At 61.5% G+C, this 22,870-nt stretch carries 23 protein-coding genes and 2 tRNA genes; 17 read left to right on the forward strand and 8 right to left on the reverse strand.

The features are described from left to right. Positions 1 to 626: 626 nt before the first annotated feature. Positions 627 to 2,336 carry a glutamine--tRNA ligase/YqeY domain fusion protein gene (locus tag BLS41_RS12190; RefSeq protein ID WP_074764790.1) on the forward strand — a complete coding sequence of 570 codons (1,710 nt, stop codon included), beginning with the start codon at positions 627 to 629 and terminating at the stop codon, positions 2,334 to 2,336. A gap of 275 nt (positions 2,337 to 2,611) precedes the next feature. Further along, positions 2,612 to 3,493: a transporter substrate-binding domain-containing protein gene (locus BLS41_RS12195; protein ID WP_074764792.1), complete on the forward strand. Its 882-nt coding sequence runs from the start codon at positions 2,612 to 2,614 to the stop codon at positions 3,491 to 3,493. 18 nt (positions 3,494 to 3,511) lie between these two features. On the opposite strand, the gene BLS41_RS12200 is transcribed toward BLS41_RS12195, so the two are convergent. Further along, positions 3,512 to 3,961 (reverse strand): NUDIX hydrolase, encoded by a 450-nt coding sequence (locus BLS41_RS12200; protein WP_074764794.1) that lies wholly within the window; start codon positions 3,959 to 3,961, stop codon positions 3,512 to 3,514. Between the two features lie 97 nt (positions 3,962 to 4,058). After that, a complete protein-coding gene (locus tag BLS41_RS12205) occupies positions 4,059 to 4,451 on the reverse strand; it encodes an RT0821/Lpp0805 family surface protein (RefSeq protein WP_074764796.1) in 393 nt (130 codons plus the stop codon). A gap of 285 nt (positions 4,452 to 4,736) precedes the next feature. Here BLS41_RS12205 and BLS41_RS12210 point away from each other — a divergent pair, with 285 nt between their 5' ends. Beyond that, entirely contained in the window at positions 4,737 to 4,976 is a 240-nt protein-coding gene (locus tag BLS41_RS12210; RefSeq protein WP_074764798.1) for a hypothetical protein, read from the forward strand. 73 nt (positions 4,977 to 5,049) lie between these two features. Here BLS41_RS12210 and BLS41_RS12215 read toward each other — a convergent pair whose 3' ends face one another. After that, on the reverse strand, positions 5,050 to 6,471 hold the full coding sequence (locus BLS41_RS12215) for a cytochrome-c peroxidase (RefSeq protein WP_083379962.1): 1,422 nt from the start codon (positions 6,469 to 6,471) through the stop codon (positions 5,050 to 5,052). A gap of 213 nt (positions 6,472 to 6,684) precedes the next feature. Between BLS41_RS12215 and BLS41_RS12220 the strand changes: the two genes are divergently transcribed. The 4 genes from BLS41_RS12220 (at position 6,685) to BLS41_RS38380 (ending at position 10,286) form a co-directional block, all read left to right on the forward strand. Beyond that, positions 6,685 to 8,262 (forward strand): acid phosphatase, encoded by a 1,578-nt coding sequence (locus BLS41_RS12220; RefSeq protein ID WP_074764800.1) that lies wholly within the window; start codon positions 6,685 to 6,687, stop codon positions 8,260 to 8,262. A 314-nt stretch (positions 8,263 to 8,576) separates the two neighbouring features. After that, positions 8,577 to 8,960, forward strand: coding sequence for a DUF427 domain-containing protein (locus BLS41_RS12225; protein WP_074766497.1), 384 nt, complete (start codon positions 8,577 to 8,579; stop codon positions 8,958 to 8,960). A 339-nt stretch (positions 8,961 to 9,299) separates the two neighbouring features. Further along, positions 9,300 to 9,632: a DUF6693 family protein gene (locus BLS41_RS12230; RefSeq protein WP_074764802.1), complete on the forward strand. Its 333-nt coding sequence runs from the start codon at positions 9,300 to 9,302 to the stop codon at positions 9,630 to 9,632. Between the two features lie 195 nt (positions 9,633 to 9,827). Next, positions 9,828 to 10,286 carry a hypothetical protein gene (locus tag BLS41_RS38380; protein WP_143026256.1) on the forward strand — a complete coding sequence of 153 codons (459 nt, stop codon included), beginning with the start codon at positions 9,828 to 9,830 and terminating at the stop codon, positions 10,284 to 10,286. Positions 10,287 to 10,299: 13 nt separating this feature from the next. On the opposite strand, the gene BLS41_RS12245 is transcribed toward BLS41_RS38380, so the two are convergent. Both BLS41_RS12245 and BLS41_RS12250 read right to left on the reverse strand, forming a co-directional pair. After that, positions 10,300 to 10,376 (reverse strand) — tRNA-Arg (locus tag BLS41_RS12245). A 280-nt stretch (positions 10,377 to 10,656) separates the two neighbouring features. Further along, positions 10,657 to 11,487 (reverse strand): undecaprenyl-diphosphate phosphatase, encoded by an 831-nt coding sequence (locus BLS41_RS12250; protein WP_074766499.1) that lies wholly within the window; start codon positions 11,485 to 11,487, stop codon positions 10,657 to 10,659. Positions 11,488 to 12,169: 682 nt separating this feature from the next. Here BLS41_RS12250 and BLS41_RS12255 point away from each other — a divergent pair. From BLS41_RS12255 to BLS41_RS12265, 3 genes are all read left to right on the forward strand, one after another. Next, complete coding sequence (locus BLS41_RS12255) at positions 12,170 to 13,090, forward strand: aldose epimerase family protein (RefSeq protein WP_074764809.1); 921 nt, start codon at positions 12,170 to 12,172, stop codon at positions 13,088 to 13,090. A 157-nt stretch (positions 13,091 to 13,247) separates the two neighbouring features. Then, entirely contained in the window at positions 13,248 to 13,949 is a 702-nt protein-coding gene (locus BLS41_RS12260; RefSeq protein ID WP_436971977.1) for a peptidoglycan DD-metalloendopeptidase family protein, read from the forward strand. Positions 13,950 to 14,087: 138 nt separating this feature from the next. Further along, positions 14,088 to 14,414: a hypothetical protein gene (locus BLS41_RS12265; protein WP_074764813.1), complete on the forward strand. Its 327-nt coding sequence runs from the start codon at positions 14,088 to 14,090 to the stop codon at positions 14,412 to 14,414. A 739-nt stretch (positions 14,415 to 15,153) separates the two neighbouring features. On the opposite strand, the gene BLS41_RS12270 is transcribed toward BLS41_RS12265, so the two are convergent. Then, positions 15,154 to 15,894, reverse strand: a complete 741-nt coding sequence (locus BLS41_RS12270) for a pentapeptide repeat-containing protein (protein ID WP_074764815.1) — start codon at positions 15,892 to 15,894, stop codon at positions 15,154 to 15,156. Positions 15,895 to 16,002: 108 nt separating this feature from the next. On the opposite strand from BLS41_RS12270, the gene BLS41_RS12275 reads away from it, so the two are divergent. Together BLS41_RS12275 and BLS41_RS12280 are read left to right on the forward strand one after the other, a co-directional pair. Next, complete coding sequence (locus BLS41_RS12275; protein WP_074764817.1) at positions 16,003 to 16,335, forward strand: DUF2288 domain-containing protein; 333 nt, start codon at positions 16,003 to 16,005, stop codon at positions 16,333 to 16,335. A 53-nt stretch (positions 16,336 to 16,388) separates the two neighbouring features. Next, positions 16,389 to 17,747, forward strand: a complete 1,359-nt coding sequence (locus tag BLS41_RS12280; protein ID WP_074766501.1) for an MATE family efflux transporter — start codon at positions 16,389 to 16,391, stop codon at positions 17,745 to 17,747. Between the two features lie 280 nt (positions 17,748 to 18,027). Here BLS41_RS12280 and BLS41_RS39600 read toward each other — a convergent pair whose 3' ends face one another. Then, positions 18,028 to 18,207 (reverse strand): hypothetical protein, encoded by a 180-nt coding sequence (locus BLS41_RS39600; RefSeq protein ID WP_074764819.1) that lies wholly within the window; start codon positions 18,205 to 18,207, stop codon positions 18,028 to 18,030. A 172-nt stretch (positions 18,208 to 18,379) separates the two neighbouring features. Between BLS41_RS39600 and BLS41_RS12290 the strand changes: the two genes are divergently transcribed. The 5 genes from BLS41_RS12290 to BLS41_RS12310 all read left to right on the forward strand — a co-directional run bounded on the left by BLS41_RS12290 (position 18,380) and on the right by BLS41_RS12310 (position 21,117). Further along, positions 18,380 to 18,559, forward strand: a complete 180-nt coding sequence (locus tag BLS41_RS12290) for a hypothetical protein (RefSeq protein ID WP_074764821.1) — start codon at positions 18,380 to 18,382, stop codon at positions 18,557 to 18,559. Positions 18,560 to 18,994: 435 nt separating this feature from the next. After that, positions 18,995 to 19,153: a DUF3309 family protein gene (locus BLS41_RS12295; protein ID WP_074764823.1), complete on the forward strand. Its 159-nt coding sequence runs from the start codon at positions 18,995 to 18,997 to the stop codon at positions 19,151 to 19,153. Positions 19,154 to 19,247: 94 nt separating this feature from the next. Next, positions 19,248 to 19,324, forward strand: a tRNA-Pro gene (locus BLS41_RS12300). Between the two features lie 264 nt (positions 19,325 to 19,588). Further along, positions 19,589 to 20,047 (forward strand): phosphohistidine phosphatase SixA, encoded by a 459-nt coding sequence (gene sixA / locus BLS41_RS12305; protein WP_074764825.1) that lies wholly within the window; start codon positions 19,589 to 19,591, stop codon positions 20,045 to 20,047. A 269-nt stretch (positions 20,048 to 20,316) separates the two neighbouring features. Next, on the forward strand, positions 20,317 to 21,117 hold the full coding sequence (locus BLS41_RS12310; protein WP_074764827.1) for a GNAT family N-acetyltransferase: 801 nt from the start codon (positions 20,317 to 20,319) through the stop codon (positions 21,115 to 21,117). Positions 21,118 to 21,236: 119 nt separating this feature from the next. On the opposite strand, the gene ppx is transcribed toward BLS41_RS12310, so the two are convergent. Continuing rightward, entirely contained in the window at positions 21,237 to 22,862 is a 1,626-nt protein-coding gene (gene ppx / locus BLS41_RS12315) for an exopolyphosphatase (RefSeq protein ID WP_074764829.1), read from the reverse strand. Positions 22,863 to 22,870 lie beyond the last annotated feature (8 nt).

Here is a 22,870-nt window from a genome sequence, read left to right on the forward strand (position 1 = left end):
CGCGCGCTGCGCGTCGAAGCACAAGCTGCACTGCCCCGAAAAAGAGCGGGCGGCCAGCCTGCGGGCCGCTGGAGAACGTGCCGACGGATGGCGGTCTCGCCAGGAAACGCGTGAAAGCGCACCACGAAAACGGAGCGATCGCGCGCAGGAAATCCGGACGTTCGCGTTAAAGCTCGCGGTAGAGACGCAACGTCGTCGGATAAGGCCCTTGCGATCCGGTCACGTTCAAGGTCACGGGCCGCCGCCGCGGAACCTTGGCGCGGCGCAATCCGCGAGCAATGAGGGCCGTTCAGATTGCGACGGCCTGACACAAGGCCGTCTGGGTCCAGGAAACTCCGCAAATCCGACAGCCTGAAACGGGGCAAATCCCGCACCCGACGCAGCCGCGACATCCCGCGGGCGAACCCGTGCCGCAGGCATCCTAAATCGCGCGGGCAAGCGCGAACAAAACGTTTTACCTCCTGTTACAGCGCTCAATCAGCCGTAAGCCAAACCCCAAACCGCGCCGAAAACCGCTCAAACGTTGGCTGCACGCCGCACTCGCCTGCCGCCCACGAACTCGTCAGGTAGAATTGTCGGATAAGTGGGACGTATTGCGCGGCCCCGACAGACTTTCACCACCTCGCATGAATACCGAACGCAACGACGCGCCAGCGGCATCCAATTTCATCCGTAACATCATTGACGACGACAACCGCACCGGCAAGTGGGGCCAGCGCGTCGAAACGCGCTTTCCGCCCGAGCCGAACGGCTATCTGCACATTGGCCATGCCAAAAGCATCTGCCTGAACTTCGGCGTGGCGCGCAGCTACGGCGGCGTCTGCCATTTGCGTTTCGACGACACGAATCCGGAAAAGGAAAGCGTCGAATACGTCGACTCGATCATCGACTCGGTGCGCTGGCTCGGTTTCGAGTGGGAAAAAGAAGGCAAGGAACAGCTCTACTACGCGAGCGATTACTACGACAAGCTGTATGAATTCGCCGAACTGCTGATCCAGCGCGGCAAGGCATATGTAGACAGCCAGTCGGCCGAAGAAATGCGCGCCAACCGTGGCTCGGCCACCGAAGTCGGCACGCCGTCGCGCTTCCGCGAGCGTTCGGTGGAAGAGAACCTCGACCTGTTCCGCCGCATGAAGGCCGGCGAGTTCAAGGAAGGCGAGCACGTGCTGCGCGCGAAGATCGACATGTCGTCGCCGAACTTCAACATGCGCGATCCCGTCATCTACCGGATCCGCTTCGCGCATCACTACCGTACCGGCGACACCTGGTGCGTGTACCCGATGTACGACTACACGCACTGCATTTCGGACGCGCTGGAAAACATCACGCACTCGCTGTGCACGCTCGAATTCGAAGACCACCGTCCGCTGTACGACTGGATTCTGAACGAGCTGGCCGAAGCGGGCATTTTCACGCGCCCGCTGCCGCAACAAATCGAGTTTTCGCGCCTGAACCTGACCTACGCGATCACCAGCAAGCGCAAGCTGCTGCAACTGGTGAACGAAGGCCACGTGGACGGCTGGGACGACCCACGCATGCCGACCATCGTCGGCGTGCGCCGTCGCGGCTTCACGCCCGAGTCGATCCGGTTGTTCTGCGAGCGCATCGGCGTCACCAAGGTCGATTCGTGGATCGACATGAGCGTGTTCGAAGGCGCGCTGCGCGACGATCTCGATGCCAAGGCGCCGCGCACCGTCGCCGTGCTCGACCCGGTCAAGCTGATCATCGACAACTTCCCGGAAGGCGTGAGCGAGCCGTGCAGCGCGCCGGTTCATCCGCATCATCCGGAACAGGGCGTGCGCGAGTTTCCGATTTCGCGCGAACTGTGGATTGAGCGCGAGGACTATAACGAAACGCCGCCGAAGGGCTATTTCCGTCTGTTCCCGGGCAACAAGGTGCGTTTGCGTTACGGCTACGTGATCGAATGCATCGGCGCGGACAAGGACGAAAACGGCAACATCGTCGCGGTTCACTGCAACTATTTCCCGGACAGCAAATCGGGCACCGAAGGCGCGAACAACTACAAGGTCAAGGGCAATATCCACTGGGTCAGCACGGCAGCCGCGTGCCCGGCCGAAGTGCGCATCTACGACCGTCTGTTCAAGGAAGCGCAACCGGACGCCGGTGGCCGCGAATTCCTCGACGCGTTGAATCCCGACTCGAAGCGCGTGGTCAACGCATATCTGGAGCAAGGCGCGCGCGACGCGCTGCCGGAACAGCGTTTCCAGTTCGAGCGCCATGGCTATTTTGTCGCCGACCGCGTCGATTCGAAGCCGGGCAAGCCCGTGTTCAATCGCATCGTCAGCTTGCGCGACAGTTGGGGCAAGCCGGCGTAAGCTGGTGCGGTTATAGCCCGTCACGCGTCTGAAGCGAAATACGGCGTGCATCTCGCTCTTGAGATGTACGCCGTTTCCTTACATGATGCTCTATCGACAGTGACAGCGCGGCCACGCCGCGCGCTAGTCCGGGAGGCCCGATGAAATTTGCAGCCCGCCGCTGGGGGAGTACCCGAGATACGACTCGCGGCCCATGTCGCGAAGGCCGTGCGCCTGCCGCCATCGCCCCCTGCGCCCCCGCCCCTGCCTCCGGCTTCGCCTATCGCAGCCGTTGCATGCTCCTGGCGCTGGCCGCCGTCGGCACGTCGCTCGCCAGCCCTGCCCGCGCGGACGAACTCACCGGCACGCTTAAAAAAATCCACGACGACGGCGCCGTCACTCTGGGCGTACGCGAGGCATCGATCCCCTTCTCGTATTTCGACGGCAAGAGCACCGTCGGCTACTCGCAGACCATCGCGCTGCAAATCGTCGACGAAATCAAGAAGACGCTCGGCCTGCCGCAACTGAAGGTTCACGAAGTGACCGTGACCTCGTCGAACCGCACGCCGATGCTGCTGAACAACCAGATCGACCTCGAATGCGGGTCGACTACGCATACGGCTGAGCGCGAAAACGTCGCCGCGTTCTCGAACAGCTTCTTCCAGTATGCGGTGCGCATGATCACGCGCAAGAACGCGGGCATTACGGATTTCCCGGAACTGGCAGGCAAGGCGGTCGTGACGACCGCAGGCACGTCCGACGAACGTTTGTTGCGCCGCCTGAATACCGACAAGCATCTGAACATGCGCATTACCAGCGCGCGCGATCACATGGAAGCCTTCAACGCGTTCAAGGACGACCGGGCGGTGGCGTTCGTGATGGACGAGCCGATCGTCTACGGCCTCAAGGCGACCGACCCACGTTCTGCGGATTTCATCGTGACGGGCACGCCGCTCGGCTACGAGGTGTACGCGTGCATGTTCCGCAAGGGCGACGAGCCGTTCCGCGAACTGGTGAACGGGGTGATCGCACGCGCGCAGACCTCCGGGGATGCCGAGCGCCTGTACAAACAGTGGTTCACACAGCCGATTCCGCCGCACGCTATCAATCTGAATTTTCCGCTGTCGGAACAGAATCGCGCGCTGTTTGCACATCCGAACGACCGCGCGCTCGACTGAGCTTGCGGCGCAACGCCGTTAAAGCGAACGGTGCAATTCCGTCAGCGACAGCGTGGTCTCGAAAAGGCGCGTGAGGCTGCGGCTCGCATACTTCGGAATCTCGTCCAGCGCAGCCCAGCGATACGCGTCCATTTCGGGAATCATCGTGCCGTCCGAGCGACGCGGAAACATCGACGTGCAGGTACAGATAGAGAGGTCGAGTTCGTCGGCGCTGGCCCGTGCCGCGAACAGATGCAGGTCCTTGTCTCGCCGGTAGACAAACAGCCCGAGATCCTTCAGACGCGCCGGGTCGATGGCGATGCCCGTTTCTTCGACCATCTCGCGCAGTGCCGTGACGTGCGGCGCTTCGCCCTCTTCGCCATGACCCTTCGGGATGTCCCAATGCGACGTTTCCGTGGCGTGCGCGAGCAGCAACCGGCCGTCCGGGTCGAGCAGGACGATTCCGCAAGACACCACACGCGCGCTCATTCACGCCCCTCGCCATGCACTCCCACGCGTGAGTCGCCCGCAAGGCGGAGCCGCGCCGACGACCGGCCGACGCGTGCGGCCATTCCAGCCTGCATGCTCAATGCCGCTTCTGCAATTGCCAAGCGCCGCTACCTTCCTTGCAGAATTGCGGACGCAGGTTCATCGATTGCCCTTTCGCGCTCAGCACGACCGCCAGATCGCGGCAGGTGCGCGCGCCGTCGTGGGCGGTGCTGGTGATGTTGATCGTCGCGTCGATCTTGACGCTGTTGCCGGTGCCTTCGTTGACCCACGTGCTGCTCTCGCCGTCTTTCTGCTCGTTCAACGCATGGATGACGGCCTGCTTGACCGAATCGTTATCGCGCGGCCTCATGTAGCTGATTGGCGTGTCGTTCAGAAAACCGAGATTCGCCGCTTGCGCGCCGCCGATTGCACCGGCGATCAACAGGCTGCCGGCAGTCAGGTGAAACAGCACACGGGTTCGCATCGACATGAAGTGTTCTCCTTGAGAGTGTTCCGGGCGGTCACGAGCGCCCGGCCGCAGCGCTTGATCTGGACCTCAAAAGCATAGCACGCGCGTTTGAAAGACCCGTTTGGCGCGGCTTGCGCGGGGTCAATCTGTTCCCAACTTCGACATCAGACTGGCACTAGGGCCCCAGCGAGAGTTTAGAACGAGTCCAAGACTTTTTAGGATGCGTCTCATATCAACTCGCAAACTACTTTCTTAAGATGGAATTCTGTTGCGCTTCAGCGTCATCCCGATCTTAGGCAAGCCGTTATGAACACCGTCCTTCTTCTGCAAATTCTCACAGTTGTGGTCGCACTGGTCTGCATCACGCTCGTGCCGGTTGCTATCCGCCACGATCCCGGTCTCGCGCGGCGCGTAGTCCGCATGGACGCCATCCGGCTCGCGCGCTGGCCTAATCTGCTGACGCGGATCGGCACGGCCTGTCTGCTGGTGTCTTTTGCGATGCTGGTTCTCGCCTGCTATTACCTTCTCGACGGCGCGCCCCAGTAACAAAAAAGCCGCCCGAAAAACGGACGGCTTCGTCGTTAACTCTTCCCCGATTCAATCCATTTGTGACTGCATGTCAATGCACGGCGACAGCAGGAATTGCCGCTTCAGCCGATGCGTGAACCGCTCCATCCGGCGCTTTGTAGCCATCCGTGAGCGTATCTAGAAACGCCACCACGTCCTTGATTTCCGCTTCATCGAGCGCAGGTTTGTCACCCGGCTTGCGATCGAACGGCGGCTCGGTATTCAGATTTGCCCAGTAACGCTGCGGCAGATCGTCGAACTTCTGCACCTTACCCTTCACGACCGGATAGAACTTCTCGGGGTTCGTATCGCGCCCGGCATAAAAGCGCACCACCTGATCGAGCGAATGATAAATGCCGTTGTGGAAGAAGCTCTTCTTCAACGCGATGTTGCGCAGCGTCGGCGTGCGGAAGATGCCACAAAACTCGTCGCGTTTGCCGAGGTCGGTCCGCTCAGGACCACAAGCGCCGAGATCGTAGAAATGCGGATCTCGATTCACCGGCAACGCGCGATTGCGCGGCACGCCGATCGCGATCAGACCGAAATCGCTGAACTGCGGCGGTGCGCCATCCTTGGTGCGCTGGCTGATGTGGCAACTCGCGCAATTACCTTTCTGCTCGTCGTTGAAGAGTTGCAGGCCGTGAAGCTCGGCCTTCGTCAGTTGCGCCTTGCCCGCGAGGAATGCGTCGTACTTGCTGGTGTATGGGTAGAAAACTTCGGGCGTCTGCTCGAACGTTTCGAGCGATTGCAGAACCGCCTTGAAGGTGGCGTCCTCATTATCGAAAACGTGTTCGCCGAAGGTCGCGCGGAACGCATCAGCGTAAGGCGCAGCCTTGACCGCCGCGACCACCCTGGCCGGCGTGCTGCCCATTTCGAGCGACGACAGCAACGGAATGCGCGCCTGATCGCTGCCACGGTCGACGCGGCCATCCCACGTCAGGCCACCGGTCGGGCCCGCGTCGACGCTTTCGTCGCCTTCGTCGTCCGACTCGTGATAGTGCTCGGCAAACGCCGGCACCGATTGCAGATACTTCAGCGTCGGCGCGGCGCGCATGCCGGTACGGTGCATATCCGTGCCGCCCAGTTGCGCCGACAACCCATTGGCAGGCGAAAAAGCATGGTCCGGGCTGTGACACGAAGCACAGGCGAGCCTGCCCGAACCCGAGAGCGACGGATCGAAAAATAGCTGTTTGCCGAGCGCCGTCATCTGCCGCACGGACTCATACACCTGCGCGCGAGATTGACCCGCGCCTTGAGCGGCCACCTTCACCGCCGAAACCGTCAGCGGCGCATCGGGCTGCGCTGCATTCGCGCTCGCTTCCGGCTTGCCTGCATCGCAGGCGGCGAGCGTGGCCGCCAACGCGGTGACCGTCAGCACGAGCAGCGCGCTCCGCTTGACGTTCGCAGGCTCGACGCGCTGTCGCGCCGAACGCCGAGCCAGAATTTCCCGAATTTCCGCCAGACCGATCCGCATAGGGTGATGTGTGTTCGCGCCAATGAAGTCAGCGAGCGTATTTCATCTACATGTCGGCTAAATGACATTTAGCCTACGCAATATACGAACTCCAAGACGTTCGTAATTATTTACATCTTTCTGTCAAATATATTCTCCAAACTTTCGCTCGCGGTCATTCGTGTAAGGAATGCACCCACCTGTCCCCAACGCGAGAGAGAGAATCCACATCAAATGAACAAGAAACTGATCTGCGCGACGCCCATCGCGATCGCAGCAGCGTTGAGTCTGTATGCATGCGGTGGCAGTGAGATCGGCGATCCTGACATCACGGCGATCAAGAACGTCGTCGTGATATACGCGGAAAACCGTAGCTTCGACAATCTGTACGGCAACTTCCCCGGCGCGAACGGTCTGCAGAACGTGAGCGCCGCCAACTCGACCCAGGTGGATCGCGACGGCTCGACGCTCGCGACGCTGCCGCAGGTGTGGAACGGTCTCACGCAAACCGGCGTAACGCCGGTTGTGACCCAGGCCATGACCGCGAATCTGCCGAACAGCCCGTTCGCCATTGACGATCCGAACGGTTTCAACACGCCGATCACCGCCACGACGCGCGATCTGTATCACCGTTTCTACGAGAACCAGATGCAGATCAACGGCGGCAAGAACGACAAGTTCGCCGCGTGGGCGGATTCGGGCGGCCTCGTGATGGGCCACTATTCGCTCGACGCCGACAAGCTGCCGCTGTGGAAGATCGCGCAGCAATACACGCTCGCCGACAACTTCTTCATGGGCGCATTCGGCGGATCATTCCTGAATCACCAGTGGCTGGTCTGCGCATGCACGCCGATTTATCCGAATGCGGACAAGAGCCCGGCGGCAGCGTCGATTTCGTCGGTGGAAAGCGACGGCGTGACGCTGAAGCTCGCGTCGAACTCGCCGGCTTCGGCGTTGACGGGCATTCCGAAGTTCGCGTTGTCGGGCAACCTGACGCCTGACTTCTACGCGATCAACACGATGCAGCCGCCGTATCAGCCGAGCGGCAACAAGGCGGCGAGCGGCGGCGACGCGAATCTCGCCGACCCGACGGCCGCCACCACCCTGCCGCCGCAGACACAAAAGCATATCGGCGACCTGCTGAACGACGCGAAGGTGTCGTGGGCGTGGTACGGCGGTGCGTGGGGCGCAGCGGTGTCGGCGGTGCAGGCCGGCACGTCGAACGTGGTGTACGGCGCGAACCTGACGGCGCCGAACTTCCAGCCGCATCACCAGCCGTTCAACTACTTCGCCGACCTCGCACCGGGCACTGCGAACCGCACGCAGCATCTGCTGGACGGCGGCCTCGCCGGGTCCGAGTTCATCAAGGCGATCGATGCCGGCACGCTGCCGCAAGTGTCGTTCTACAAGCCGCAGGGCAACCTGAACGAACACGCGGGTTACACCGACGTCGCACAAGGCGATCAGCACATTGCCGATCTGATCTCGCATCTGCAGAAGAGCCCGCAGTGGAAGAACATGCTCGTGGTCGTGACGTATGACGAAAACGGCGGTTTCTGGGATCACGTCGCGCCGCCGAAGGCCGACCGTTGGGGTCCGGGCACGCGGATTCCGGCGCTGATCATCTCGCCGTACGCGAAGAAGGGTTTCGTCGATCACACGCAATACGACACGACGTCGATCCTGCGCTTCATCACGCGCCGCTTCTCGCTGCCGACGCTGCCGGGTATCGCGGCACGTGACGCGGCACTGGTGACCAACGGCAGCAAGCCGCTGGGCGATCTGACGGCGGCGTTGACGATCAAACAATGAGCGCGTAGTGGTTTGATTAGCCACGGCGGTTATTGGCAACAGCAGTGAGCATTGGCGCGCCACATCGCGTGATTTTCAACGGGCAGCTTCGGCTGCCCGTTTTTTTTTTCGACTGCTGGCACTCGCGTGGTTTTCTTTTCCAGTTCATCGCCGGTTTTTACCGCCAGTCCGCCTGTGACACAACGCGTTTTCCTGACCGGCGTATGCTTCGACCCAAGGCGCGATCTGTCCCGTCGATGCCGGTACGACGTTCGTCACAATGCATCCTCCGTAACGTGCAGAAGCTTCGCTCACTCATTCAGGAGTTCGACAGCATGACTGGAAAAACCATCAAGGTTCCGGGCCCCGATCACCCCATCACCGTCGAGCCGGCCAAGGCCCGCGTGGTCGTGACGGTTGCCGGCAAGGTGATCGCCGATACGCGCAATGCGTTGGTGCTGCGCGAGGCGTCGTATCCGCCGGTGTATTACCTCCCGCGAAACGATGTGGAGATGACGCTGCTGGAACGCACCGATCACACGACCTATTGCCCCTACAAGGGCGATTGCGCGTACTACAGCGTGCCGCTCGGAGGCGAGCGCACGGTGAATGCAGTGTGGACTTACGAGTCGCCTTATGCGCCGGTGAAGGAGATCGCACAGCATCTCGCGTTTTATCCGGATCGGGTCGATTCGATTGATGTGCAGGGCGAAAGCTGAGTATGACCAGGCACGCGTGTAGCGAAGTGTTCGCGTGACGCTTCGCTGCGCGTGGATGCGGCGCGTGGTGAGCGGCGTGAGTGTTCGAACCGTCGGCGACACTGACACGTTTCGCAACAAAGCGACAAGCGCGAACACGTTGGGTCATTTCGAACGTATCGCCGCCACGCCTGCCCTGTCTTCCGGTGAATTGACCATTACATCGGCCCGATTGGGGCCGAGAACTTCACCGCTATTTCACTGACTGGAAAAACCAGCCCACTTCAGAGTCCCGCCCTTCTTCGTGTACGCTCGCAGCCTGTTTTACAACTACAAAAACTTTTATCTGCGAGGTTAGGCATGCACACAAGCGTCCTGAAGTCGGACCTGTCAGTCGGTGACATCATCGGACACGCGGTAATCTGGATTCTCCTCTCCATCGTGACCTTCGGTTTGGCGCTGTTCGTATTTCCGTACTACATGGCTCGCTTCATCATCAGCAGAACACTGGTGATGGACGCGAGCGGCGCGAGAATCGGCCGGCTCGAATGCACGATCGATCTCGCCAGCATTATTGGCAACATCATCATCTGGGCGATCATCAGCGTCCTCACACTTGGGCTCGGATACCTTGTTTTTATGTACAAGATCTACGCCCACTGTCTGAATCACACCCGAATCACGACTGCGTAAAGAACTCTCGTTGATCGCGCGGAGGAGGAGTCGTCATCGCATGGCGCAAGCACTCCACCGCCTTTCAAGGAAAAGCAGATTGCTTGCGTGTCCCATAAACAGCTGCATCCGGCGATCTGCCAGGTTGACACCGTCATAAGAAATACAAAGCTCAGCCATAGGCGGTATTGAGCTGAAGACAGACGGTTCCCTGCGTTGGCTGATGTACAGCAAGGAGCCTACGAAGGTGAACGCAATCGGCCAATCGCCGAACAAAAAAAGGCCGTCGAGGAAGGCAACAAATTCACGCAACGTGGCTACGCCGAAGTGTGGGCTCGGGATACCGTGCTTGTGCAACGCGTCCGCTCGTTTCTCGGGACGAACTTCCATTGGCACCAGCGGCTATCACGAAGCGGCTCGGCTCTTGAAGTCATAGAGACATTGCAGTCGATGATTCCGGGCGAGAGCGTGGTGTTAGTCGCCGGCCAATTCCGTTCCGACGGCTCCGTCTCAGTCGCTGCGCCGTCACGGCCGGAAGTACCGAGCTTGCGCGAATCGTTGACGAGCGAATACGGTATGAGCTACGACGATGCCACGGCCCGTGTCGAGCACTATAACGACATGGTGGACCGCGTTAATCCCCTCATAAAGGGCCCGCGCTGCATCGAACGTTGATATTTGATTTTTTTGGTACGGCAGGAGGGACTCGAACCCCCCACCCTCGGCTTAGAAGGCCGATGCTCTATCCAGCTGAGCTACTGCCGTATTGAATTGAGGCGATGCACCCAGCAACAACGTGCATCACCTGCAATGAGAACCCGCGTGTCGATTAATTCACAGCCCGTGCTCGCGGAAAGCCCAAGCCCGTCCATCTGAAATTCTAACTGACCGAACCGAGGACCGGAAACCCTGCGCCGGACTAGCAGCGCTCCACCCGGAAACAGACTGGCCCGGCAGCTTGAGCCGGGCCCGGATTATAACCGATCGCTCCCCCTGCGCCACCACGCCTCGGGCGACAGCGGCCATGAAGAGCGACCCGGCGCGATCAAACCGGCTGCGGATGCAGCATGAACCAGCCGAGGAACACGATCCCCGCGATCACGCAGTACACGCCGAACGAAGCGAGGCGTCCACGGCCTTCGAAATAGCGCATCAGGAAACGCACGCTCAGATAGGCCGCGATGGCGGTCAGCACGCCGCCCAGCAGCGCGTCCGCGAGTTGACCCGGAGCGTGGAACAGCTTCGGCAATTCGAGCACGCCCGCGGCGAAAATGATCGGCGTGCCGAGCAGGAACGAAAACTCGGCGGCCTTCTCCGTCGTGAGACCGGCCGCATTGCCGGCGATCATCGTCAGACCGCTGCGCGAGAAACCCGGAATCAGTGCGCCGATCTGCGCGAGACCGACAAAAAACGCCTGGCGGAACGTGAGTTTTTCTGGCGCCTGATGCGCGCGCGAACGTTGCAGGCGATCGCCGACCCACAGCAACACGCCGTTGACGATCAACGCAATCGCGACGATCCGCAAATCGTGAAAAATCCGCTCGAGGCGTTTTTCCAGCAGCAGCCCGACCAGCCCCGCCGGAATCGTGCCGATGATCAACGCCCACATCATGTGCGCATCGTCATTGCGACGTCCGCCGAAAGACGCGAAGAACCCGCGCACCAGCGCACACCATCGCGCGCGGAAATACCAAAGCAGCGCGAACGCAGTGCCGAGGTGCAACGCGACCAGAAACGGCAGCAACTGCGGTGCGTGTTTGTCGATATGCATGCCGAACAGCGCAGGCACGAGCAGCGTATGGCCGAGGCTGCTCACCGGAAACAATTCGGTGACGCCTTGCAGCACGCTCAGAAAGATCAGAAACGACAGGTTCACGCGGCGTCCTTGTAAGGAAAATGTCGGGGAACAGCGCGCCGCGAAGAGAATGACCGGCGCACGAAAAAGCGCACCGATTATGCCTGGCTGCAATGTTAGCGCCAAGCGTTTGGACCACATTCGGAGGAAATATTGGTGCGCTGCGTCACCCTGCGTGACAACTGGAAACTGTTGTTACGCCGCAGCAAGAAAACGAGCCGCCGCGATGGAGGCCTGAGATCCGGAAGGATTCAATGCGCGGAAGCCGGGGGCTTACATTAACCTTGAACTGATTTCGTACACGGCTCGTTCAGGTCCACGATGACGGACCGTCGGACAACGCGGAATCAGCGGTCGAGCTTATGGAAGAAATACACCGTGCTTGCTGCGAACATGCCGAACAACGCCACACCCATTGCCATTGCGAGATCCATAACGCCTCCTGATCCTAGCTTGCCCGGAAGTCGGAGTTACCGGGCAGTCAGGCGATTATCGGCAAGGATGGCGCTTGTGCGACACCCGCAATTTCCCGGGAAGGGTTTCCCCGTAGCGCAAAGCAGCGCAAAATCCTTCTCTCACAGGACGTCGCGACGCAATACGAACCTCCTCGACACAGGGTCGAACCGGCGTCGGACGTGCTTTGATCCTGTGTTTGATTCGTGCCCTGATCCCATCATCAACTTCACTCATCAGCTCATCGACCATGCCTCTTACCCCGCAGCAGGACATTCTCGAGATTGCCCAGGACGCCTCCGTGCTCCGCTTTTCGCCGCAAGCCGGCGGCCGTCTGCTGTCGTGGACGATCGACGGTGAAGAGGTAATCCACTGGCCCGAGCACGCAGACTGGAGCGACCCGGCGAAAATTCGCGGTGGTAATCCGCTGCTTTTTCCCTTCCTCGGGCGACATCGTGTGGACGGCAAGATCGGCTATTGGCGTGACGCCGAGGGCACGGTGCGCGAGTTGCCAATGCACGGCTTCGCCCGCGACCTGCCGTTCGAGCCGCACGCCGACGTGCATGGCGCCGGCCTGCGCATGGTCCTGACGGACAGCGAGGCGACTCGCACCGGCTATCCGTTCGGTTTCCGTTTCGAAGCCGCGTACACGCTGATCGATGCACGTACGCTGGACGTCACACTCACGACGACCAATACGGGCGACACGCGTCTGCCCTACTACGCGGGTCATCATTTCTATTTCACGCTGCCGCATACGCAGCGCGCGGAGACGAAGCTGGAACTGCCGCCAACCGAGCGGTGCTATCAGCAGCAGGACGGCTCGATCAGCGCGCGGGAGCCGGGCGAGTCCAGCTACACGCTCGACGAAGCGCGAATCCATGACCGCTTCCACTGCCTCCAAGGCACGCCGGACCAACCGGTGCGGATCGTGGCGCCGGGCATCGACCGGATTATCACGATCGACCTGAAACGGCCGGGCTCAGTGCCCTGGTACTCCGTGACGACGTGGACCGAAAAGCCGGAGTCGGATTTTTACTGCGTCGAGCCGTGGCTCGGACTGCCCGACGCGATCCACAACGGCCAGGGCTTGCGCTGGCTCGAACCGGGCCAGACGGAAGCCGCGACGCTGCGGATCACCGTCGAAAAGACACCGGCGGCGGCCCGATAAAAGAGAGGCAGCAAGGGGCGCGCTCGGGGTTCGACGCCCCCTTTTTCTGTGCTGCAATGCAAAACCGTTAGAATCGGACGCTTTGTATCCATCTGCCACGTGATCGGGATCGGCGCGCGGCAGGGCTTTTCGAGGTCCAATGCTGGGAACAACAACAATGATCAAACGACTCGCCTGCGCGTCGTTGCTGGCTCTGGTCGCCGCGTGCGGCTCGGCGCCGGTGGCGCCAGGCTTCTATCGGGTCGAACGGGGCGATACGCTGACGCAGATCGCGCGGAGTAACCGGCAGTCGGTGCAAAGCATCGTCCGTTGGAACAATCTGACCAATCCGGACAGTATCGAAGTCGGCCAGGTGCTGCGCGTCGTGCCGCCTGCGGGCGTACCGTCGACGAGCGGCGCAGTGCGCAGCAGCGGTGGCGGCAATGCCAGCGCTTCTTCCGCCGCACCACGTCCGGCACCGGCCGAAAGCGCACCTTCGGCAGCGCCGGCATCGACGATTTCGCTGATCTGGCCGGTCGACGGCACCGTGATCCGCCGCTTCGACGGCGGCAATTCGAAGGGCATCGACATCACGGCCGCTCCCGGCACGCCGGTGGTCGCGGCCGCGCCGGGCACGGTCGTCTATGCGGGCAACGGTTTGCGCGGTTACGGCAATCTGCTGATCCTCAAGCACAACGGCGAGTATCTGACCGCCTACGCGCACAATCGCGCGCTGATGGTGAAGGAAGGCGAAGCGGTCAAACGCGGTGAGAAAATCGCCGAAATGGGCGACACGGACACCGACCGCACAATGCTGCACTTCGAACTGCGTTACCAGGGTCGATCGATCGACCCGTCGCGGTCGCTGCCGCCGCGCTAGCGGCGGAAGAGCACCCGCGACACCCCGGGCACGCGCCCTGCAAGCGCAGTCCGGGGAACCCGGCGTGCTATAAAACGCCCAATCGACACGACGTGGCTGCACGCCACGTCCTTCTCCGTTATCTGTAAGGAATTTGCAATGAAGAGCGCTTTTGCGTCCGTTTCGACGGCAGTCGCGATCGGTTTCGGCCTCCTGACGCTCGGAAGCCTCGGCGGCTGCGCCAGCACGACCACCATGACCTACCTGCCGAGCGGCGACACCGGCTTCGCCATCAATTGCAGCGGTAGCGACGCGAGTTCCAGCTGGGCCGAGTGCTATAAGCGCGCGGGCGAAGTCTGCGGCAATTACGGCTACGACGTCGTTTCGAAAGATGTCGACAACGGCGCGACGTCCGGTGGCACGGTCGGCGGAATTTTCGGCGCGAATGTGAAGAACCGCTCGATGGTGGTTCGCTGCAAACAGTAGTCCACGGCCCAAGGGTTGCGCGCGAGTTGTAATCAGGTATTCCGTCTGCGACGAAAAATCGCTTCCGTGATCCCGGCGCATGCGAATCCGCAATGACCGGCGCGCCAATCCAGACGAAAAAAAAGCCCGGCACGAGGCCGGGCTAACGGGGGTTCGGCGCATATCGGCAAAGGACCGGTTCACCATGCGCCAGAACGAAATCTAACAACCCGCATTTACAAGCGCAATCTATTAATTGCTCTAACAATGTGACACGACGAACAGTATCCGCATTCCGTGAATCGTAAATGTCGGAAATAAACCGGCGATATTCGGCGCGCGTTTGGAGTTTTAAAACAGCGAATAGAGCAAATCAGAATTCGTGGATTGCCCGCCGGGCCGCACTGTTCCACCGTCTACGCGAGGCGGGTCAGAATTGCCTGAGGAAAGGCCTTTGGCCGATTTTAGCTAACTCGCCTAGCACCTAAACGACACGAGTCTGGCGATTTATCCGCCGCATAATCTTGGTGCGCCAACGCACCAAACCGACATATTAGTTGTTATGGGCGATCAACCATAATAGTCTACATCTCGAAAATAAAATTCGCGAATAGCGAAATATTAAATCCCGTCAAATCAACCGACAAATTGCGAAGTCGCAATTCAATTGAACATTCCGGTTTCATCAAACAAATGATAAGCGCGAGCAACGAGTGTTAAATCCAGCCGGCTCGCGAAAGCCGGCCGGATTAAACCGCGCTCACATGACCCGCAATCCGAGTTCGGTGATCAGCACCGCCGCCTGCTGATGCGAAATCGTCGCGCCCTTGAAGAGCGCGGCATCGACCAGCCGCACGCCGCTCAGATCGGTGTCGCGCAAGTCCGCGCCGTCGAAGCGCGCGCCCTTCAGATGCGCATTCCTCAAACTGCCGCCCTCGAAGATCGCTTCGCGGAAATCGACGCCGGCCACATCGGCGTCGGAAAAATCGAGCTGCTGCAAAGTGGCCTTGCGAAACGACAGGCCACGCAGATGCGCGCCGACCAGCAAGGTTTCGACAAAGCTCAAACCGAGCGCCGTGCAGGCCTCGAAGTTCGCGCCGGTCAGCTTGCAACCGCGAAACGACGCAGACGCAAGCTTCGCGCGCCGCCAGCTGGTGTTGTTCAGATCACTCGACTGAAACGCGGCGTCGACCAGATCGGCGGATGCGAAGTCGGCCTGGCGGCCGCGGCAACGAACCCAGCGGGTCTGCGACAACGCTGCGCTAAAAAATGAAGTTTCGACAATCGAGCAGCGATGAAACTCGGCGCCACGCAGATCGAGCCGGGAGAGATCCACGCCTTCGAAATCGCAGTCGGTAAAATGAAGCGGCTCTTTGTGACCGGCTTCACGTCGCGCATTATTCGCCTCGATCAGGCGCTCGACGTCGTCGCGCGTCAGGGTGGCGTCGCTCACCGCGTAGCTTTGCGCGCCCGGCGCCTGCGTCGTTGAATCCAGTGACATGTACGTTCAGAATCGATTTAGAAAGACCCTAAGCGTACCGGAACGCGCGTCCGCCTGGCGGCTCGCGCCGATGGTTTATAGTTACGGCCCCGTCAGACCCCGCTTACGATGACTTCCACCAACACCCCGAACGACACCCCCAACGACGCCGCCCACAGCCCGCTCTACGCGAAGCTGCTCGGGGAAACCGCGAAAATCGGCTGGACCGAACTCGAACGCTTTTTCGCGCGCGGCATCTTGCTGCGCGTGGCGCGCGACCTCGACCTCGTGAGCGTCGCCGAGGCCATCGCCAGCGACGACACGACCCAGGTCACGCAATGGCTGTCGTCGGGTCTCGTCGAACGGGTCCAGGCGGAAACCGCCGCCGATTTCGCCGCGCGCGATCCCGACCTGTGGGCCGTGGTCGTGTCGCCGTGGGTGTGCGTGCAGGAACGCAGTTGAGCGACGCCGCGCGCGCGGCGGATTCCGCGAACTCCGCGGGCACCCCCGCCGCAATCGACCCCGATGCCTCGACTCTGCCGCCCGCCGTGCCGGTGCACTGGCATCGCCGCGTGCTGGGACTGGCGTTCCCGATCGTCCTCGCCAATCTGACCCAGCCGATTCTCGGTGCGGTCGATACCGCCGTCGCCGGCCATCTGGACAGCGCGTCCTATCTCGGCGGCGTCGCGCTCGGCGGACTGTTTTTCAACTTCGTGTTCTGGGGCTTCGGCTTCCTGCGCATGGGCACCACTGGGCTCGTCGCGCAGGCGCACGGCGCGGCTAATCACGCGGAATTGCGCAACACCGTGCTGCGCGCGCTGCTGATCGCCGCCGCGATCGGCGCGGCAGTACTCGCGCTGCAAATGCCGCTGATCGACTACGCGTTGCGCCTGATCGGCGGCAGCGACGCGGTGCAGCGTCACGCGCGAATCTACTGCCACGCGCGCATCTGGGCCGCGCCGCTCGCGCTCGGCAATTACGTCGTACTCGGGTGGATGCTCGGCACGCAGCGGGTACGGCTTGCGCTGCTGTCGCAGGTGTTCATCAATAGCGTGAACATCGTGGCCGTGCTGCTCTTTGTGTATGGATTCGATTGGGGCGTGGCCGGAATCGGCGCGGCCACCGCCACCGCCGACGCGCTCGGTTTCGTGCTCGGCGCCGCGCTGCTGTGGCACGGCCGGCCGCGCGGGCTGCCGCCGGTGAACCGCGCCGCCCTCTTCGACGGCGCGGCGCTGAAGCGACTTATCGTGCTGAATCGCGACATTTTTATCCGTACCTTGTGCGTGCTGTCGTCATTCGGATGGTTTGCGCATCTCGGCGCGCGGCAAGGCGACGCGACACTCGCCGCCAACGCGCTGCTGCTCAATTTTCAAACCTTCATGGCTTATGGACTCGACGGTTTCGCGCACGCCGCCGAGGCGCTCGTCGGCGCGGCGATCGGCGCGCGCGACCGGCACGCGTTCATGCAGGCGGTGAAGGTCACGGCGCTGTGGTCCGCGATCGGCGCGCTGGGTTTCTCGCTCGTGTATTGGGGCGCGGGCTCGTGGATCGTCGCCCGCCTGACCGATCAGAGCGCCGTGCGCGACGTTGCCGACACGTATCTGCCGTGGGCCGCGCTGTCGCCTGTGATCTCGGTGTGGGGATTTCTGCTCGATGGCGTGTTCATCGGCGCGACCCGCACGGCCGAATTAATGAAATCGATGATGGTGTCGCTAGTGGTATTCGTGGCCGTGTCGTGGGCGCTGCTTGCGCTGTACGGCAATCACGGCCTGTGGGCCGCGATGATGGTTTTCATGGCCGTCCGCGGCGTCACGCTGGTGCGGTATCTGCCAGGCGTCGTGCGCGGCCTGGCAGGTTCAGAAGCACACGCATGAACGCAGATGCCGACTCGCAGTCTCGCGTAATGGCGTCATTACGCGCCGCCGTCCGGTAGAAAGCCGCCAACGCATCCGCATGCATTTCGCATAGCGGGACCCCGTTACGGCTTGAAACAAGCGCATACATATCCGTCGTAAAGCTCGCCCTAGAATGACTTCAGCCCGCGCTCTCCGCGCGAACAGTCTGCGCGGGTCAGAAGTGCCGGCGTGCCCGCGTCGGCGCTTCGCCTTTCCTTTTCAACGTACGACGAATGCAAAGCGAGCGGCCGCCAGGATCTCAAGGCGAGGTCGGCATCATGACAGGCGGACGGGTGTCGGTCGGGACGCCGTGATAATCGGCGGGATCTTGCGGCGGGTGGCCGTGGTGGATTGACGGGTCGTCCGCGCAACCGGCGAGGCCGGCGGAAGTGGCAAACGCGGCGGTCAATAAAAGCGCAATCATCGGAACGCGAAACATAGACAGTCGTCTCTCCAGACAGAAACAGATAACGGCAACCAGGTGGAAAGCCGGGCGCCGAGAGTCTACCTGCAAAGCCTTTCACGCGACGCCGCGACTCCCGCAGCATCCCTCCCATTTCGTTACGCGTGACCTACTATGAAGTCACAGCCACATGTCATAGGAGACTGCCATGGACGCTGAAACGATCGCGGGTCTGATCGGGCTCGCAATAGGTCTGGCCGTGCTGCTAGCGCTGTCGATTTTCGAATCGAGAACCTACCGGCGCGAACACGATGGCGAAGGAATGCTGCATCACTGGCTGACTCATCAGCACGTTCATATGCCTCACTGGAAGCGGCCACGGCATTGAGCGGATCGAAGTTTTTGTCTGCTTTTCCCCGGTGATGGTTGACCGCGTGGCGAATGCGGATTGTGGGAACCGGTTTGTCAGATTGGCGCATCGATCGATACGCCGATCTGGCTATCGCGCAATGTGCTCCTGTTCCCTGTTGTTCAACTGCTCCGCCGCTCCATTCATGAGCGGTTTCATTCAGCGTGATACGCGCCAGCGCACGCACTGCCTCGTCGCAGCACCTTCGCCAATTCTTCCTGCCAGACGCTTACGTTTTTTCGCGACGTCCAACGCTCCTTCTATAGCCGTTGCCGCCCTTTTAGGCACATGCCTTGCTGACTATCGATCTGCGAGGCGCGCTTTTGAAAGTGCGTCAATTGTCCCGGCGCTCACGCGCCGAACCAACCGGCGATGCGGCCCAGCCTTCCCGAGGGCCAGACAGGGAGAACTCGAATGACCATCGGAACCATCCTGCTTATTGTGCTCATCCTGCTGCTGATCGGCGCACTCCCGAGCTGGCCGTATAGCAGCGGCTGGGGCTACCGGCCGACCGGACTGCTCGGCGTCGTGCTGATCATCGTGATCATTCTGTTGCTGATGGGCCGCATATAAACACAGCGAAAAGCCGCGACTACGAACTCTTTTCACATCCGACGCAATTCGGGATTGACTCTGGCACGGCATGCCTCTATTATCCTGCCTTCGTCGGAGCGTAGCGCAGCCTGGTAGCGCATCTGATTTGGGATCAGAGGGTCGAAGGTTCGAATCCTTTCGCTCCGACCACGAAAAGCAACACGAAACCCGCGTAGCCTCCGGCTTCGCGGGTTTTTGCTTTTTGTGCGTCGTTTGTACGGGGTCGAGCGTCCGCTTACCACACCCCGCACACGCCCGTTACGCTCGACGTTCACGCGTTTTATCGACGTCGCCGTGGTGCATCGACCTTGCGGCCTCGCAGGCCCGCATGCGACAGTCCTTCAAAACCGGCGCACAGGTGACATCAGCGATGACATCCAGCGACGCGCCACAAACAGAGTCAAGGAGACACGCATGGATCTGATTCTCTGGCGTCACGCCGAAGCCGAAGACTACGCCGCCAGCGATCTCGCCCGCGCGCTCACCACGCGTGGCCGCAAGCAGGCGCAGAACGTCGCCAAGTGGCTACGTACCCGTTTGCCCGCCGATGCCGTGGTTCTCGCGAGCCCTGCCGTGCGCACCATCCAGACCGCCGAAACCTTGAGCGACCAGTATCGCGTGGTGCGCGAACTCGCGCCCAACGCAAGCGCCGACGACGTGCTCACCGCAGCAGGCTGGCCGAACGGGATCGCGCAGACCGTGGTGATCGTGGGCCATCAACCGACGCTCGGTCATGTGGCCGCGCGACTGCTCGGCAACAGTCCGGCAAGCTGGCCGCTGAAAAAAGCCGGCGTGTGGTGGATTGCAAGCCGCGAGCGCGACGGCGGCGAGCAGGCCGTATTGCGGGCTGCAATGAGCCCCGATCTGATCTAACGCAAACGCAATGCGTGCCGGATTGAACGCCGCAGATTAAAGCGCCGTGCGCCGCCCAGGCACACCAGAGCGCCGGTCAATCACCCCTCTTCCGCCCCTCCCGGTCGCGCGAAAACAACACTCGCGCGACCCGCTCCCGACATTACAAGCCGCGCGCACGCGGCTTACAGGCAGTCATTCAATCGTCATGGCTTTGCCATGCGAACGTCACCAGGCGTTACTACATTGGCGAAAAAAGAAACCTTACTTTTTTCGAACAGGACCTCCCAATGCGAGAACTGCCGACGCCCACCCTGCCCCTCGCTTCGATCTTCGAAACGCGCAGTCTGCCGCGCGCCGAGGAGACGGTCACCGCGCAGCATCGCCTGCAAGTAACGTGGGCGCGCACCGACGAAGAATTGCGCGAAGCACAGCGTCTGCGCTACCGCGTATTCGCCGATGAAATGGGCGCGCGTCTGACCGGCCCCGCAGGTCTCGACGTCGATGCATTCGATGCTTATTGCGATCACCTGCTGGTGCGCGATCTCGACACGCTGAAGGTAGTCGGCACGTATCGCGCATTGCCGCCGCATCAGGCCGCGCGCATCGGGCGTCTGTATGCGGAAAGCGAGTTCGACGTGTCGCGTCTCACGCACCTGCGCGCGAAGATGGTCGAAGTGGGCCGCTCGTGCGTGCATCCCGACTATCGCAGCGGCTCGGTGATCATGTCGCTGTGGGCCGGGCTCGCCGCGTACATGAAGCACAACGGCTACGAGACGATGCTCGGCTGCGCGAGCGTCGCGATGGTCGACGGCGGCCACTATGCGGCGAATCTGTATTGCGCGTTGCGCGACACCGCGCTGACGGCGCCGGAATATCGCGCATTCCCGCACACGCCGCTGCCGGTCGACGAATTGCAGACGGGCGCCGAAGTCGCACCGCCGCCGCTCGTGAAGGGTTATCTGCGTCTCGGCGCGAAGATCTGTGGCGCACCGGCGTGGGATCCTGACTTCAATACCGCCGACTTCCTGACCCTGCTGCGGCTTTCCGATATCAACGCGCGTTACGCCCGTCACTTTCTCGGCGAATGACACCGCGTTAAATCGCGCAGCGTGTGATTGCGATACACGTAAAAAAAGCCCGGTAAAACCGGGCTTTTCCATTCATGCGCTCTGCGCGTTGCGTCGGTGACGCTCGCAGTGAGGCTCGACTAGTCCGTATAAACCACACGATACGGAATGCCGACCTTCTCCCATTCCGCCGCTTCCTGAATCAGGCTGTAATCGGTCAGCGGATTATTGGCGACCCACTCGTTCGGCAAGCGCACTTCATAGCCGCCGTTGACCTGAGCGACCGCGATGCCAGGCAAGCCGACATCCGCACGACGACGGCACAACAGCGCAGCCAGCCGCAGGCAGAACAGCAGCGGCCACTCTACCTCGCGCGTTTGCGACAGCTTGCCGAGCTTGCCCGCGTGACCCAGCACCAAGGCAGCGAGCCGCGCCTGATCGGTGCGCGAAAAACCCGGCATGTCCGCATTACTCGTGATGTACGCCGAATGCTTGTGATACGCGCTGTGCGAAATCGACAAGCCGATTTCATGCAGCGACGCCGCCCAGTTGATAAACATCCGGTTTTCCACGCGACGCTCTTCGTCGGCTTCCTCGAACTGGTCGTAGAAGCTCACCGACAACTCGCCGATCCGCCCCGCCTGCGCACGATCGACGCCATAGCGGCGCATGAAGCCTTCCACCGTCACCGTACGCATATCTTCGTGCTGCGACCGGCCTAGCAGGTCGTACAGCACGCCGAGGCGCAATGCGCCGTCGGTGGTGTCGACGTAATCGACGCCGAGTTCGTCGAACACCGCGATCATGATCGACAGACCGCCGGCCAGCACCGGAATGCGGTCGCCCTTCAGCGCCACCAGTTTCAGCCGGTTGACGTTCTCCGCCTTGATCAGCGCGCGCTTGAGCCGTTCGAGGCCGCCGCGCGAAATGCCGTGCGTGATGCCCGGATCGTTGAAGCCGTTCGCCTCGACCAGTTCGGCTAGCGCGCGTGCCGTGCCCGACGAACCGATGGCCTGCTCCCAGCCGGTTTTCTTGTACTCGGAAGAGATGATCTGGATTTCACGGCCAGCGGCGAGTTCGGCCTGGCGCATCGTGTATTCGTCGACATTGCCAGCCGGAAAAAACGCGCGGCTATGACTCACGCAGCCGATGTACAGGCTCTCCATCTTGATCGGCGTGTAGTGCGAACCGATGATGAATTCCGTCGACCCGCCGCCGATGTCGACCACCAGACGTTTGCCCGGACTGGCCGGCACGGAGTGTGCAGCGCCCGCGTAAATCAGACGCGCTTCTTCGCGCCCTGCAATCACTTCGATCGGGAAGCCGAGAGCGGCCTGCGCCTCGCCGAGAAATTCGCTCGCGTTCTTTGCAATGCGCAACGTGTTGGTCGCAACAGCACGCACGTGATCGGGATGGAAATCGCGCAGACGCTCGCCGAAACGCTTCAACGCGTCCCAGCCGCGTACCTGCGACGCGCGATCGAGCATCTTGTCGCGCGACAGGCCGGCTGCGAGGCGCACCGGTTCGCGCAGTGCGTCGACCTGATAAATCTGGCTGCCCGCGTCGGTTTCCTCGACCCGGCCGACAATCAGACGGAAGCTGTTCGAGCCGAGGTCGACGGCAGCGAGGAGTTGTGGGGTATTGACCATCGGGTAAGCGGACTCCATGCGCGCAAGCGCGGCGGCAGTAGGCGACGAAGAAGATGCCGGACGCCCACCCGGTTTGCTGGGTTTCTGATGGCCGGCCGCGCTATTCAAAGACGCCATTCTAAGCG

Origin of the sequence: Paraburkholderia fungorum (assembly GCF_900099835.1) — a bacterium.
GTDB lineage: Bacteria > Pseudomonadota > Gammaproteobacteria > Burkholderiales > Burkholderiaceae > Paraburkholderia > Paraburkholderia fungorum_A.